12 protein-coding genes are annotated in these 13,681 nt (G+C 72.3%); 2 read left to right on the top strand and 10 right to left on the bottom strand.

Annotated features, from left to right (window positions below; all coding sequences use genetic code 11):
* Window positions 1-6: 6 nt before the first annotated feature.
* Together IEX69_RS05240 and IEX69_RS05235 are read right to left on the bottom strand one after the other, a co-directional pair.
* Window positions 7-981 carry a hypothetical protein gene (locus IEX69_RS05240; protein ID WP_085020036.1) on the bottom strand — a complete coding sequence of 325 codons (975 nt, stop codon included), beginning with the start codon at window positions 979-981 and terminating at the stop codon, window positions 7-9.
* A 32-nt stretch (window positions 982-1,013) separates the two neighbouring features.
* Window positions 1,014-1,475 carry an SRPBCC family protein gene (locus tag IEX69_RS05235; RefSeq protein WP_085020035.1) on the bottom strand — a complete coding sequence of 154 codons (462 nt, stop codon included), beginning with the start codon at window positions 1,473-1,475 and terminating at the stop codon, window positions 1,014-1,016.
* Window positions 1,476-1,539: 64 nt separating this feature from the next.
* On the opposite strand from IEX69_RS05235, the gene IEX69_RS05230 reads away from it, so the two are divergent.
* A complete protein-coding gene (locus IEX69_RS05230) occupies window positions 1,540-2,253 on the top strand; it encodes an alpha/beta fold hydrolase (protein ID WP_085020034.1) in 714 nt (237 codons plus the stop codon).
* A gap of 54 nt (window positions 2,254-2,307) precedes the next feature.
* Here the strand turns inward: IEX69_RS05230 and IEX69_RS05225 are convergent, their stop codons facing one another.
* Window positions 2,308-2,961, bottom strand: a complete 654-nt coding sequence (locus IEX69_RS05225; RefSeq protein WP_085020033.1) for an FMN-dependent NADH-azoreductase — start codon at window positions 2,959-2,961, stop codon at window positions 2,308-2,310.
* Window positions 2,962-3,072: 111 nt separating this feature from the next.
* Here IEX69_RS05225 and IEX69_RS05220 point away from each other — a divergent pair, with 111 nt between their 5' ends.
* Window positions 3,073-4,800 (top strand): amidohydrolase, encoded by a 1,728-nt coding sequence (locus tag IEX69_RS05220; RefSeq protein ID WP_217348605.1) that lies wholly within the window; start codon window positions 3,073-3,075, stop codon window positions 4,798-4,800.
* A 120-nt stretch (window positions 4,801-4,920) separates the two neighbouring features.
* On the opposite strand, the gene IEX69_RS05215 is transcribed toward IEX69_RS05220, so the two are convergent.
* From IEX69_RS05215 to IEX69_RS05190, 7 genes are all read right to left on the bottom strand, one after another.
* The gene (locus IEX69_RS05215; RefSeq protein ID WP_217348604.1) at window positions 4,921-7,092 is read right to left on the bottom strand and encodes an oxidoreductase; all 2,172 of its coding nucleotides are present in this window, start codon (window positions 7,090-7,092) and stop codon (window positions 4,921-4,923) included.
* 25 nt (window positions 7,093-7,117) lie between these two features.
* Entirely contained in the window at window positions 7,118-7,960 is an 843-nt protein-coding gene (locus IEX69_RS05210; RefSeq protein ID WP_085020032.1) for an SDR family oxidoreductase, read from the bottom strand.
* Window positions 7,957-9,162, bottom strand: a complete 1,206-nt coding sequence (locus tag IEX69_RS05205; RefSeq protein WP_085020031.1) for an acyl-CoA dehydrogenase family protein — start codon at window positions 9,160-9,162, stop codon at window positions 7,957-7,959. Before IEX69_RS05205 ends, IEX69_RS05210 begins: the two co-directional genes overlap by 4 nt.
* A gap of 45 nt (window positions 9,163-9,207) precedes the next feature.
* On the bottom strand, window positions 9,208-10,968 hold the full coding sequence (locus tag IEX69_RS20830; protein WP_217348603.1) for an AMP-binding protein: 1,761 nt from the start codon (window positions 10,966-10,968) through the stop codon (window positions 9,208-9,210).
* Window positions 10,965-12,347, bottom strand: coding sequence for a 3-phosphoshikimate 1-carboxyvinyltransferase (gene aroA / locus IEX69_RS20825; RefSeq protein ID WP_217348602.1), 1,383 nt, complete (start codon window positions 12,345-12,347; stop codon window positions 10,965-10,967). Before aroA ends, IEX69_RS20830 begins: the two co-directional genes overlap by 4 nt.
* Window positions 12,348-12,447: 100 nt before the next feature.
* The gene (locus IEX69_RS05195) at window positions 12,448-13,146 is read right to left on the bottom strand and encodes an anti-sigma factor family protein (protein ID WP_085020030.1); all 699 of its coding nucleotides are present in this window, start codon (window positions 13,144-13,146) and stop codon (window positions 12,448-12,450) included.
* A complete protein-coding gene (locus IEX69_RS05190; protein ID WP_085020029.1) occupies window positions 13,143-13,649 on the bottom strand; it encodes a sigma-70 family RNA polymerase sigma factor in 507 nt (168 codons plus the stop codon). The genes IEX69_RS05195 and IEX69_RS05190 overlap by 4 nt, the downstream gene beginning before the upstream one ends.
* Between the last annotated feature and the right edge of the window lie 32 nt (window positions 13,650-13,681).

Genomic DNA, 13,681 nt, shown 5'->3' with positions numbered 1-13,681 from the left:
CCCACCCTACTCGGGTGTCAGCCGGTCCACTCGTCGTTCGGCATCCGTCACGGCGCGCTCGCCGCGGGAGCGCCGACGACGCAGCTCGCCGCGCTCGCGGTCGACCCGGGCGAGGTCCTCGCGGGCACCCTCCAGCTGCTCGGTGAGCTCGTCGATCTCGGTCTCGAGCCGGCCCCGTTCGCCGTCCAGCTCGCGGAGGCGGTCGCGGACCTCGGCGAGCTCTCCTCGGGCCTCCTCGAGCTCCCGCTCGGCGGCTGCCAGGCGCTCGGCGGCACGACGCTCGGCGGCGCGGTCGGGTGCGGCACCGTCGTCCTCGGCCGCTCGGCCCCTCCTCGGCTGCTGCCCGCCGGACGCGCTTCCGGCGTCGCGACCCCGCTCCGCACGGGATCCGGCGCCCTTCGCCGACCCGGCCTGGCGAGGACGCGGCCGGAACTCGATGACCTCCGCGTCCGGTGCGCCCTGGGCCTCACGGGCCTCGTCGGCGACCTCCGGGAGCGCGACCGCATCCGAGACGTCGACCGCGTCGAGGCCGCTCGCGGCGAGCGGGCGCACGAGCAGGCCGCTCCGCAGGGCGACCGCCGCGCCGGCGTCGATGACGGCGGCCTGGACGGTCGACTCGAGGTCGCGCTGGACGGCCTCCGACACCGAGGTCCCGCCCGCCTCCGCGGCCGCCGCCCACTCGCGCGCGGCACGCGCGATCAGCCGCCGGCGGTCCGATCCGAGCTCCCGCAGCTCCACGTCGTCGTGCTCGCCGCGGAGGGCCGCCCCGAGCCGGTCGATCTCGTCGAGGAGGTCGGGCCGGGCGCGGACTCCGGCGTTGATCACCCACGCCGCGACCGTGGGCTTGCGGAGGGACGTCAGCCGCTTCGCGAGGTCCCTCTCGCCCGCCGTCCTGGCCTCCGCCACCAGACGGGACCGCTCGGCCATGAACCTCGCGGGATCGACGCCGTAGAGCTCCTCGGCGGCGGTGCGCAGATCCATGCCCCCAGTCTGCCCTCGCAGGACGCCTGCGGTCAGGAGGCCGCGTGCCTGCCGTGCTGATCCGTCCGGTTCTCGGCGATGAAGGCGAGTCGACGCAGCGTCTCGACGTTGCGCAGGTGGATGGCCAGGTCCATCGCCGGGTTGTGGAGCCAACGGCCGGGCCCCGCGACCGGCACCTCGTCGATCCGCACGACGCATCCCGTCCCGCGCGGCTTCACCTCGAGCGTGACCCGGGCCTCTCCGATCGGGCGGCCCTTCGGCTGCATCACCGCGCGATGCGGCGGCGACCACTCGAGCATCCGCGTCTCGTCGTCGAGCAGCATCGGCCAGACGCCGAAGGAGTGCTGCAGGACCGCGTCCGGGCCGGGCCAGCGGTCGTCGACGTCGCGCATCCGCGAGGCGCCCACCACCCAGGTCGGATAGAGCCAGCCGTCCGAGAGCACCTCGAACACCGCCTCGGGGCTGCAGTCCATCTCCCGCACCGTCACTGCCATGCGCCCATCGTGCTCTCCACGATCGAACCACCCCACGGGGTTGCGCTGCGGCTACGGTGGGGTCATGGCGACGCTGGTGCTGGTCCACGGGGCGATGCACGGAGGATGGGCGTGGAGCCCGGTCGCGCGGCTGCTGCGCGAGCGCGGACACGAGGTGCACGCACCGACCCTCACCGGTCAGGGCGACCGGCGTGCCGAGCTCACCCCCGCGGTCGGGGTCTCGACCCACGTGAGGGACCTCACCGAGCTCCTCTGGTTCGAGGACCTGCACGACGTCGTCCTCGTCCTGCACTCCTACGCGGGAGTGCTCGCGGGACCCGTCGTCGAGACCTGCTCCGGCAGGATCCGGAGCGTCGTGTTCGCCGGCGCGTTCTACGTCCGGCCCGGCCAGCGTCTGCTCGACGTCGAACCGCCCGCGGTGGCCGAGCGCTACACGGCCCTGGCTCGCGAGCAGGGTGACGGCTGGCGTCTGCCCGCCACGACGGCGTTCCTGTCGCAGTGGGCCGTGACCGATCCTGCGATGCAGGCGTTCGTGGGCCCGCGCCTCACCGACTTCCCGTTCAAGGCCCAGACGGACGCGGTCGACTTCGACCCCGGTCCGCTCCTATCGATCCCGAGGACGTACATCGAGCACACGGCGCCTCCGCTCCCGTCGCTCGCCGTCTCGCAGGAGGCCGCGCTCGCGGACGGTGCGACCCACGTCACCCTCGAGACCGGGCACGACATGATGCTGGCCGCGCCCGAGGCGACGGCCGCGCTGCTCGAGTCGCTCGTCTGAGCACCCTGGGCCGCCTGAGGCGGGCCTGACTCGTCGCGCCGGCGCAGTCCTGGGTCAGGCGGACGCGGCGCCCAGCGTCGAGCCCAGCTCCCTCGCCGCGGCGACCGCGTCGGCGAGCTCCTGTCGCGCCCGCGGGATCTCCGCGGCCAGCGCGGGCACCGACTCGGCGAGCGTGAGTTGGGCGGTGATCACGCGCACGTCCATGCCGAGAGCCTCGCCCAGGATGAGCGTCAGCGGCGGGACCAGGTGATCCCATCCCTCGGTCGGCGATCCCGGATCGTAGGAGGCGCCGCGGGTCGACACGATGACGGCGGGCCGCCCGGCGAGGGGCTGCGTCGGGACGTCGAACGGCGCCGTCACGCCAGGGACGTGGATGTGGTCGATCCACGCCTTGAGGGCGGAGGGCATGGAGTAGTTGTACATCGGTGCATCGACGAGCACCGCGTCGGACGCCAGCAGCTCCTCGATGAGCGAGCCCTGCAGCGCCTCGGCGTCGGCCGGCGGCCTCGCACGGTCGCCCCGCAGCCTCGGCGGCCAGTGCAGCGACGCATCCGCCAGATGGGGGAGGGGATCGCGGTGCAGGTCGCGATGCACGACCTCGTTGCCCGGCGAGGCCGCGAGCCAGGCGTCGGCGAACTCCTTCCCGATCGAACGGCTCCGTGAGCCGGAGTCGTCGCTGGACGAGTCGAGATGGAGCAGCACCGCCATCCCGCCACGGTATCGCCTCCGTCCGGATCGGACCAGCGTCCCGGGGGACCACGGGGTCGTGGGGCAGGACGGGCGATTGTGCGCGAGGGGCGCGTGCGCCAGGCTGAGCGCGTGCCTCTCGACCGCATCGTCCTCGCCCGCACCGTCCTGACCATGGACCCCGAGCATCCGCGGGCCGAAGCGGTGGGCGTCGACACCTCGTCCGGGACGATCGTGGCCGTGGGATCCCACGAGGGGCTGACCGCGGCCCATCCGGACGCCGACCTCGTCGACCTGGGCGACGCCGCCCTGCTGCCCGGCTTCATCGACTCGCACAGCCACCCCATCATGAGCGGGATGATGTGCCGCGAGCCGGCCCAGTGGATCGCGCCCTACGTGGGCTACCCGAGCTACGCCGACGTCACGGCTCTGTTCGAGCGGCTCGAGACGGAGACGCCGGCCGGCGTCGGGCTGCTGTTCAACGGACTCGACCGCACCCTGCAGGCGGCGCCGGAGCTGACGAACCTCGATCTCGACGCGTTCTTCCCGGACCGGCCGGTGTTCGTGCTCGACAACTCCGGGCACGAGGGCTACTTCACCAGCGCGCTCATCCGGCAGCTCGGGTGGGCCGACGGGAAACCGCCGGCCGACCCTGTGGGCGCCCGCTTCGGACGCCACGCCGACGGCACCTCGAACGGGCGCTGCTACGAGCTGCAGGCGGTCATGGCCGTCCTCCAGCCCCTGATGGCCACCGTGCTCACGGACCCGCTGCTCTCGGCGGCCAAGTGGTACCGCTACATGGCCGAGAACGGGATCACCGCGACCACCGAGCACACCTTCGGCCTGAGTCTGCTGCCCGCGATCACCGCTCTCGGCTCACTGCCCGACAGTCCGCTCGGGCTGTCGCTGTACCACATGTCGACCGAGCCCGACCCGACGGCACCGCTCGAGACGTCGGCGCCGGAGGCGATGGTGCGGAAGGTGGGCGTGAAGCTCTGGGCAGACGGATCGCCCTGGACGGGCACCATCGCGACCACCTTCCCATACCTCGACAACGACACCGTCCGGGGCGCAGGCATCACGCCGGGACCGGGTGGCGAGGCGATGATGAACTACACGCGCGCCGACCTCGACGAGCTGCTCGACTCCTTCGCCGGCAGCGGACTCCAGATGGCGTTCCACGTCAACGGCGACCTCGGGCTCGACATCGTCCTCGACGCCTACGAGCGCGCTCTGACCAGGCAGGGCCTCCTCGGCTCCGACCACGGCTGGCGGGTGGAGCACGTCGGGGCGGCACGCCGTGAGCAGTTCGGCCGCGCCGCCGCGCTCGGGGTCGGCGTCTCGATGAGCCCGTTCCAGTTCGTCTACTGGGGCGACGTGCTCGACGGGACGCTCTTCGCGTCGGAGATCGGCTCGCAGTGGCAGCGGTTCGCGGATGCGATCGCGAGCGGCGCCACGGTGAGCTTCCACAACGACGGGTCGGTCAGCCCGCCCATCCCGCTGCTCAACCTCCAGACGGCGGTCACGCGCCTCACCGGGTCGGGCACGCTCCGCGGCCCCGAGCAGCGGATCACCCTCGACGAGGCGCTGAAGGCGGAGACCGTCAGCGCCGCGCGCCACCTCGGCCGCGGTGACGAGATCGGGTCGATCGAGCCGGGCAAGCGCGCCGACTTCGTCGTGCTCTCCGCCGACCCGTACACGGCCGATCCGGCCCGACTCGTCGACGACGTGCGGGTGCTCGGCACCTGGCGGGACGGCCGCCCTCTCGACCTCGACGCGTTCCTCCAGCAGGTCGCCGCGATCGACCCCGCGCAGCACGCCGACCTCCCCGCCCACGCCGCCGTCCACCCGCACTGCTGAAGCGCCGCACTCACCGTCGAAAGGTCGCCTGAGAGCGGCGATGGGCCGCATATCGGGTCATGTTCGCTCTGACGGTACCTTTTCGCGGCCCACCATCCGCGGGGCGCGGGCGGCGGCCGGTCAGGCGGCGGGGACGGACGCCGGGCGAGGGAGACGACGGGCTGCGTCGAGCCCCTGCCGTGTGGCCCGCACGGCGTCGACGCCGGAGGCGTCGAGCGCGCCGCCCACGACCTCGTGGCGCACGCCCCGGGCGGCCAGCTCGGCGCTCAGCGGGTCGTGCGAGACCTGGCCCGCGCACACGATCACGGTCGACGCGGCGAGGAGCTCGCTGCGGCCGTCGCCGAAGCGCACGCGCACGCCGTCGGGGGTGATCTCCTCGTACTCGAGGTCCGCCAGCATCCGCACTCCCGCGTCCCGCAGCTCGCCGAGGGCGACCCAGCGCGACGTGATGCCCATGCCCGCCCCGAACTTCCCGCGACGGCGCAGCACCGTCACCGACGAACCGGGCCGCGGATCGTGGTGGACGAGAGGCCGGCGCATCCGCACCCGCTGCGGGTACGCCGATCCCTCGAGCATCGTCTCCGGAGCGGCCAGCGCGAACCGGGCGTCGAACTCGCGTCCGCGCTCCACGGCGTCGTGCGAGAGGACGAGGAACTTCGCGGTGTCGACGCCGATCCCACCCCCGCCGATCACCACCACGGGGCCCGACGGTACGCCGCCCCGGATCGCCTCCTCGTACGAGAGCACGTGCGGCAGGGTCGCGCCGGGGACGTCGATGGTGCGCGGACGCACCCCCGTCGCCACGACGACCCCGTCGAACTCGGCGAGCTCGTCGACGATCGCGGGATGCGCCACCTCGATCTGGACCCCCTGCCGCTCGAGGAGCGACTCGTAGTGCCTCACGGTGAGGGCGTAGTCCTCCTTGGTGGGGATGCGCGCGGCCAGGGTGAACTGCCCGCCGAGCTCGGCGGACGCCTCGAACAGCGTGACGCGATGACCCTGTCCGGCGAGGTCGGAGGCGGCGACGAGACCCGCAGGGCCACCGCCCACCACCGCGAAGCGCGCGGCGGAGGAGGTCCGCAGCGACACCGCCACCGGATATCGCGACTCGCGAGCGGCTCGGGGGTTCACCAGGCAGGAGACCGGAGCGAGGGCGAAGGACCGGTCGAGGCACGCCTGGTTGCAGCCGATGCACGTGTTCACGTGATCGAAGCGGCCTTCGCGGGAATGGTCGACGAGCGACGCGTCAGCCAGGAACGGACGCGCGAGCGCGACCGCGGTGACCGTGCGCCGACCGAGGACGTCCTCGACGTCACGGAGGTCGTTCATCCGGTTGCTCGCGATGACCGGGACAGGGGACCTGCCCTTTCGGCCCTCGTCGTCGCGCACCCAGTGCTCCTCGGGCAGGGTGCAGATCGCCGACACGATGGCCTCCGAGTACCGGAGCCACACGCCGTGCGGCACCGCGGCCTGCACCGTCGGGACGGTCGACTCGTGCCAGCCGATGCCGATGTTGAGCGCATCCGCGCCGGCGACCACGAGGGCCCGCGCCAGCTCGTCGGTCTCCTCCTGCGTCGACGAGCCCGGCACGAGGTCGGCGCCCGACATCCGCATGATGACCGGCACGTCGCGGCCCACGCCGCGCCGCACGGCGCGGACGACCTCGACGGCGAACCGGCGGCGTCGAGCTGGGTCGCCGCCCCACTCGTCCTCGCGCAGGTTCGTCACCGGCGAGCAGAACTGGTTGATCAGGTAGCCCTCCGACCCCATGATCTCCACGGCGTCGAAGCCCAGCTGCACCGCGCGAGCAGCCGCCAGCCTGAACTCGTCGATCACCCTGAGCACGCCTGCCTCGTCGAGCTCCTGCGGGACGGCGCCGCGAGCCCCGCGCCAGGGCAGCGGCGAGGGCGCCACCGAGCGCGTGGGCGTCCCGTCGGGCTCGGTCATGCCCTCGAGGAGCGCGTACCGGCCGGCGTGGAACAGCTGCGCCGCGATCAGCCCACCCGCCGCGTGCACCGCGCTGACGGCGCGCGCCATCCGCGCGTCGCCCGCCGGATCGCCGAACACGCTGAAGTCGAGGGCGCCGCTGCCCTGACGGCTCACCGCGATGCCGCCGGTGATCACGAGGCACGCGCCACCCCGGACCCGCTCGGAGTAGTACGCCGCGAGGGCGTCGCCTCCGTCATCGAGGGTCTCGAGGCCGGCGTGCATGCTGCCCATGATCACGCGGTGGGGCAGCTCGATCGTGCCGAGTCTCCACGGTGAGAAGGTGCGTCGAAGGTGTGCGGACACGCTGTTCAGTCTCGCAGCATCCGGGTCACTCGGGGAGCACCGACGGGTCCGGCCTGTCGAGCATCACGGCGGCCCGGAGATCGCCGGTCGTGTCGGCCCAGAACGGCGGGGCGACCACGGTCAGCCCGCCGTCGACCGAGATCACCTGGCCGGTGATGTACGACGCACGGTCCGAGAGCAGGAAGTCGATCGCGTCCGCCATGTCGTCCGCGGTCCCGGGGCGCTGCAGCGGCACCTTCGCCAGCACGGACTCCATCGGCGCCATCCCCGGGACGCGATTGTAGAAGTAGTCGAGGGAGTCGGTGTCGATGAGCCCGCCGTTGACCGCGTTCACGGTGATCTGGCGCGGGCCGAACTCGGTGGCCATGAACTTCACGTAGGCCTCGTTCGCCGCCTTCGCCGCGCCGAGCGCCGCGTAGGTGGGGAAGGCGCGGAGCGAGCCGTAGCTCGTCACCGCCACGATGCGTCCGCCGGCGTCCATGAGCTCCGCCGCTCGGATGGCGCCGAGCACGAACGACCGGGTGTTCATGGCGTAACTGCGATCGAGGTGGTGGGTCTTCAGCGCCGAGACGGGCTTGAACGCGCTCGCGGCGGCGTTGGCGACGAACCCGTCGAGCCGGCCGTACTCGGAGCGGATGCGGTCGAAGAGCGCGTCGATGTCGTCGGCCTGCTCGATGTCGGCCTGCACCGTGATGCCCGAGCCGCCGGCGGCGACGACGTCGGCGAGCGACTCCTCGGCGAGGTCGGCGTTCACCTTGTAGTTGATGACGACGGCCGCCCCCTGCGCCCCGAGCTTCTGGGCGAGCAGGCGCCCGATGCCGCGGGAGGCTCCGGTGATGGCGACGATGCGCTGGGTCGAGTCGGTCATGCCCTGTCCTCTGCCTTCTCCTGGGTGTCCGTCGGCTGCGTCGACGCGGCGGCCCGCGCCGCGACCGCCTCCGTCAGCACGTGGCGTGCGACGACGGTCTTCTGGATCTCGTTGGTGCCCTCCTCGAAGCGCGGAGCCCTCGCGTCGCGGTAGACGCGCTCGATCGCATTCCGGTGCCAGTATCCCTGGCCGCCGTGCACCTGCAGCGCCTTGTCGGTGACGCGACCGATCATGTCGACCGCGACCATCTTCGACGCGCTCGACAGCGCGGCGGCGTCGGGGCGGCCCTCCTCGTAGGCGCGACCCGCCTCGAGGACGAGGGCGCGCGCGGCGGCGATGTCCGCGTAGTTCTCGGCCAGGTACTGCTGGATGACGGGGCGCTCGGCGAGCCTCTTGCCGAAGGTCTCGCGCTTCAGCGCGTACTCGACGGCGAGCTGCTGCGCTCGCTCGGCGAGCCCCACGCAGCTCATCGCGACGGAGATGCGCGAGGGCAGCAGGAAGCCGCCGAGCGCCACCTCGAGCCCCTGCCCCTCCTCGCCCAGGCGGGCCGACGCGGGGACGGGAGCGTCCTGGAAGCGGAGGATGGCGTGGTCGGTCCCGCGGATCCCCATCGTGTCGGAGTCGTCGATGACCTCGACGCCGGGGAGCCCGCTGTTCGGCATGAGGAACTCGACCGTGCCCTCGTTGCCGCTGGTGCCCTCCAGGCGAGCGGTGATCAGCCAGTAGTCGCACTTCACGCCGAACGTGATGAGGTGCTTCTCACCGGTCATGTAGTAGGTGTCGCCCTCGCGCCGCACCGTGGTGCGGATGTCGGCGCCGGTGCCCGCGGTAGCCTCGGTGAGCGTGAACGCGACGAGCACCTCGCCCGCCACGGACGGCTTGACGATCCGCTCGAGCTGCTCGGGCGTGGCGTAGGGCTCCATCGCGCGCCAGGTGCCGTTGATGACGTGCACGAGCATCCGCACCGAGCCGTGGGAGCGGGAGAAGACCTCCATGAGCTCCAGATATCTCGAGAACGGGATGCCGCGGCCGCCGAGGCGCTCGGGCGCGGCCAGCGAGAGGTAGCCGCGCTCCCTCAACGTCTCGAACAGGTCGGGTGGGACCACCCCGGTCGCTTCGATGCGCTCGGCGAACTCCTCGCCCGGGCCCTCGACCCAGGCGGTGATCTCGGCCTTGAGCTCCTGGAACTCGTCTTCGGTCACTGGCGTGCTCTCTCCTGAGGTGGTCGGGTGGGGGTCGTGAGGGGGTCAGGCGCGGGTCGAGGTGAGCCCGCCGCCGTCGGCGACGAGCTCCGCCGCGCGCACCCGCAGCAGGTTCTTCTGCACCTTGCCTACCGGATTGCGGGGCAGCTCGTCGACGAACGCCAGCCGTTCGGGCCAGAAGTACTTCGACACCTTCGCCGCGGCGAGGTACTCCTGCATCTCGCCGAAGCCGAGCGGCTCGGCCCCGTCGGCGGTGACCACGAAGGCGCACGCGCGCTCGCCGAGGCGCGGATGCGGTTCGGCGACGATGGCGACGTCCTTCACCCGCGGATGCTGGAACAGCAGGTTCTCGATCTCGACCACGGGCACCTTCTCGCCGCCGCGGTTGATCACGTCCTTCACGCGGCCCGTGATGTGGAGGAACCCGGCCTCGTCGAGGATGGCCAGATCGCCCGTGCGGTACCAGCCGTCCGCGGTGAACACCTCAGCGGTGAGATCGGGGCGGTCGAGGTAGCCGAGGAACATCGTGGGCGAGCTCAGCTCGTAGTTCCCCTCCGCTCCGCGCGGGAGCTCGACCCCCTCGTCGTCGACGATGCGGATGCCGACCCCCTCGAGCGCACGCCCGTCGCTGCCCCACGCCGCCGGTCCGTCGCCGGGGGAGGCCAGCGCGCCGAGGCAGGTCTCGGTCGTCCCGAACGCCCCGAGGGTCACGGTGCCGAGCACCCTCATGGCACGCTCGGCCAGCTCGCGCGGCACGGCGGCTCCGGTCGGCACCACGATCCGGAGAGACTCGGGGGCGGGCTCACCGCCCTCGACCGCCTCGACGAGGTCCATGAGGAAGGGCGTCGCCGCCTGCACGAAGGTGGCGCGGGCGGTGCCGAACGCCTGCGACAGGGCGGTCCGTGCATCCCAGATGGGCTGGACGACGCTCGGGACCCCGAGCCGCCAGCTCAGGAGCAGGCCGTAGAGGAAGCCGGTCTGATGGGCCAACGGCGAGGGGATGTAGACGCGGTCGTCGGCGCCGAGCCCGGTCTGCGCGACGTGCATCGCGGTCGCCAGCCCGAGCGACCGGTGGGCGTGCTGCACACCCTTCGGCTCGCCGGTCGTGCCCGAGGTGAACAGCAGCTGGGCCACGTCATCGGGACCAGGGCGGCGGGCCTCGAGGGCGCTGCGATCCACGGATACGGAGGCGAGCGCGTCGTCGAAGTCGTGCCAGGTCCATCCGGATGCGCTCCCGGGCCGTCTCTCCCGCCCCGGCTCGTCGTCGGTGATCGGCACGGCGGGAGCGGCGGGCGGCGTGAAGGGGCCGTCGCCGGCGGTGCCTGCGCGGGGCGTGCCCTCACGATCGGCGTCGGCGACCACGACGACGTGCTCGACGGCGAGGGGGAGTCCGCGCGCATCCGCCTCGATCGCGACCTGAGCGAGCTCGGCGGCGTGCGGGCGCTTGCGGAACGACTGCGGGACGAAGAGCACCCTCGCGCGCGAGCGCGAGAGCACCATCGAGACCTCCCGTGGCCCGAACACGGGCATGATCGGGGCCACGACCGCGCCGATCTGCAGCACACCGAGGGTCGTGGTGACGCACTCGATCCAGTTGGGCAGCTGGAACGCGACCGACTCTCCCGGACGCACGCCGAGGTCGAGGAGGAGCGCCGAGACGCGGTCGGCGGCGTCCTGCAGCTCACCCCAGGTCAGAGCGGTCGGCCGCTCGCCGACCTCGATCACGGCGGGGGAGTCCGGGGCGGTCCGGGCGAGCTCGTGCACGAGCTCCGAGTGCACGAGGACCGGCGGTGCGACGACGCTCACGAGGCGATCGAGTGGGAGCCGTGGGACCCGTCGGCCTCGGTGCGGGCCGGTGCGGTGATGTCCATCTCGAGGCCGACGCGCGTCATCTCCTGGAGGAACGTGGGGTAGGAGATGCGATAGGCGCGCGGATAGGTGAGCCGGGATCGGCCCTCGGCGCGCGTGGCGGCGATGGCCAGCGACATGAGCACACGATGGTCGTTGAAGGACGACATCGGCGAGCCGTGCAGGGAGTCGACGCCGGTGATGCGGAGCTCCTCGCCGGAGTCGACCAGATCGCCGCCGAGCCGGTTGAGCTGCAGCATGGCGTTCACCCGGTCGCTCTCCTTGAGGCGGATGTGCGAGATGTTGCGGAACCGCGAGGTCCCGCGCGCGAACGTCGCCAGGGTGGACAGGACGGGCAGCAGATCGGGGATGGGCTGGCAGTCGATGTCGAGCGGCGCGAGCTCGATCCCGTCGTGGCGCACGCGGACGAACCCCGAGTCGGGGTCGATGGCCATCGGCAGGCCCATCGCCGCCACCAGGTCGAGGAACTCCGCCTCGGGGTGGTCGGTCTCCGCGGCCGTCATGGTCGACATGCCGCGGAACAGCACATCGGACGGCCGGATCGCCGCAGCGGCGAGTCCGAACGCGGCCGAGCCGATGTCGGGCGGGATCGTGTACTCGGCCGGCGTCGCCGTCTGCCCGGCCGGGATGGTGAAGGTGCGCCAGTCGTCCGACACCTCGACGGTGAGCCCCCAGTGACGCATCATCGACACCGTGAGCTCGACGTACGGCTGCTCGTTGAGCTCGCCGACGACCTCGATCGTGGTCTCGCGCTCGGCGAAGGGGGCGAGCAGGAGCAGCCCGGAGACCCATTGCGACAGGGTGCCGGCGATCTGCACGCGACCCCCTCGCGGCCGGCGCGGCTGGACGGTGATGGGCGGGCAGTCGTTCGTCGACTCGTACTCCACGCCCATCTCGCCGAGCGCGGTCAGCAGCGCCTTGATGGGCCGCCGCCGGAAGTACTTCATCCCGGTCAGGGTGATCGGCTTGTCGGCGAGGCTGGCGAGCCCGGTCATGAAGTAGAGCGTCGTGCCGGACGAGCCGACGTTGAGGAGGCCCTCGTCGCTGGACGAGCCGTGATCCAGGACGTGCTCGGTGGTCGTGTAGGGCCCGCCGTCGACGACGTAGGAGTCGCCGACGATCTCGATCCTCGTGCCGAGCGCCCGCAGGACGCCGATGGTCCAGACCACCTGCCGCGTCTCCGACAGGCCGTGGATGACGCTCCTGCCGGGCGACAGCGAGGCGAGGACCAGGGCTCGATGGGCGTGGTACTTCGAGACCGGGATGTGGAGCTCCCCTGAGAGGGGTGAGGTGGTGCCGGTGACGAAGAGCTGCACGTGCTGACCTCCAGACTCGGGCCTGACTCAGACAGCTCTCAGTCTCGCACCTCCTCCATGCCGATTCGAGCATGGGATCCTGACCCTTCCAGGGCCTGGGTCAGGCGGTCAGGTTCGCCTCGGCGAGCGCCTCGTCGCTGTCGGGGAACCGGATCTCGACCGAGCGGATCCGATCCACCGGGATGCTGGTGGAGGCGGTGAGGTTGCCCGTCCTGGCGCCCGCCGCGGTCCACGTGGCGACCACGGTGTCGTGCCCGTCGACGTCGGTGACGACGAGGTCGTAGTCGGCGCTCACTCCCTCGTCGGCCCAGGTCCCGTAGCTGCAGTTCCAGTCGAATCGCGTGCCCCACGACTTGGCGGTCACCGCGATCCGCGCCTCGACGGAGTCCGGCACGGTGGACTGCATGGCGTACGTCGTCGCGCCGGGCTCCCACGGGATCGACGGCGCCAGGAGGATGCCGGCGCCGACCCCGAGGGCGGCGAGGGCGAGGCCCGCCGCGACGGACCCGGCCACCACTCGGCGGCGCAGGCGACGACGACGGACCCTCACCGAGGTGGCGAGCGACCGCACCAGCGAGGGCGGCGCCTCGTCGCGCATCCCGGTGGAGTCGTCGGTCACGAGGGCCACCGCCTCCTCGGGCGTGACGGCGCCCAGGATGCCGGGCATCCCCGCCAGCTCGGCCACCTGGGTCCGGCACTCGGCGCATCCCTCGAGGTGCCGCTCGTACTCGCGGCGCTCGTCGGGCGCCAGTGCCCCGAGCACGTATGCGGCGTCCCAGTCCCGGTAGTCGTCGGTCATCGGGTCACCCCCCTCTCCTGCAGGGCGAGTCGCAGCGCCCTCAGCGCGTAGTGCATCCTCGACCGGACGGTGCCCTCGGGGATGCCCTCCTTCTCGGCGATCTCGGCCACCGATCGGCCGAGGTAGTACGACGACACCACGATCGTGCGGTGCTCCCGGCTCAGCGACGAGAGCGCATCCGAGACCAGCCAGCGGTCGAGCACGGCGTCCGTGTGGTCTCGGGTGGGCGACTCCGGCAGGTCGGAGGTGCTGAACTCGTGGGCGCGCCGGGCGCTGCGGCTGTCGTCGATCACGATGTTGCGCGCCACGGTGAACAGCCACGCCCGCGCCGCCTCGTCGCCCTGCTCGAGGATCGCCGGCTTCCGCCAGGCCCGCAGCAGGGCCTCCTGCACGACGTCCTGCGCCTGCACGGGGTCGCGGGTGAGACGCGTCACGAAGCGCAGCAGCGCCGCGCCGTGGGCGTCGTGCACCGCGCGCATGAGCTCGGCCTGCTCATCGGTCATGGGTCGTCCTCCACCCTGTACGACGAGACGGG

The sequence above is a fragment of the Cnuibacter physcomitrellae genome, assembly GCF_014640535.1.
Classification (GTDB): domain Bacteria; phylum Actinomycetota; class Actinomycetes; order Actinomycetales; family Microbacteriaceae; genus Cnuibacter; species Cnuibacter physcomitrellae.
The sequence above is the reverse complement of the archived record's forward strand: the minus strand, read 5'-3'. Positions and strand labels throughout refer to the sequence as shown.

What these genes read in the sequence shown, in the direction of transcription:
- IEX69_RS05225 (WP_085020033.1), bottom strand. Translation starts at nt 2,961, where the DNA reads ATGGCGGTGCTGCTCCATCTCGACTCGTCCAGCGACGACTCCGGCTCA.
- IEX69_RS05210 (WP_085020032.1), bottom strand. Translation starts at nt 7,960, where the DNA reads ATGACCGACTCGACCCAGCGCATCGTCGCCATCACCGGAGCCTCCCGC.
- IEX69_RS05195 (WP_085020030.1), bottom strand. Translation starts at nt 13,146, where the DNA reads ATGACCGACGACTACCGGGACTGGGACGCCGCATACGTGCTCGGGGCA.
- IEX69_RS05240 (WP_085020036.1), bottom strand. Translation starts at nt 981, where the DNA reads ATGGATCTGCGCACCGCCGCCGAGGAGCTCTACGGCGTCGATCCCGCG.
- IEX69_RS05190 (WP_085020029.1), bottom strand. Translation starts at nt 13,649, where the DNA reads ATGACCGATGAGCAGGCCGAGCTCATGCGCGCGGTGCACGACGCCCAC.
- IEX69_RS05235 (WP_085020035.1), bottom strand. Translation starts at nt 1,475, where the DNA reads ATGGCAGTGACGGTGCGGGAGATGGACTGCAGCCCCGAGGCGGTGTTC.
- IEX69_RS05230 (WP_085020034.1), top strand. Translation starts at nt 1,540, where the DNA reads ATGGCGACGCTGGTGCTGGTCCACGGGGCGATGCACGGAGGATGGGCG.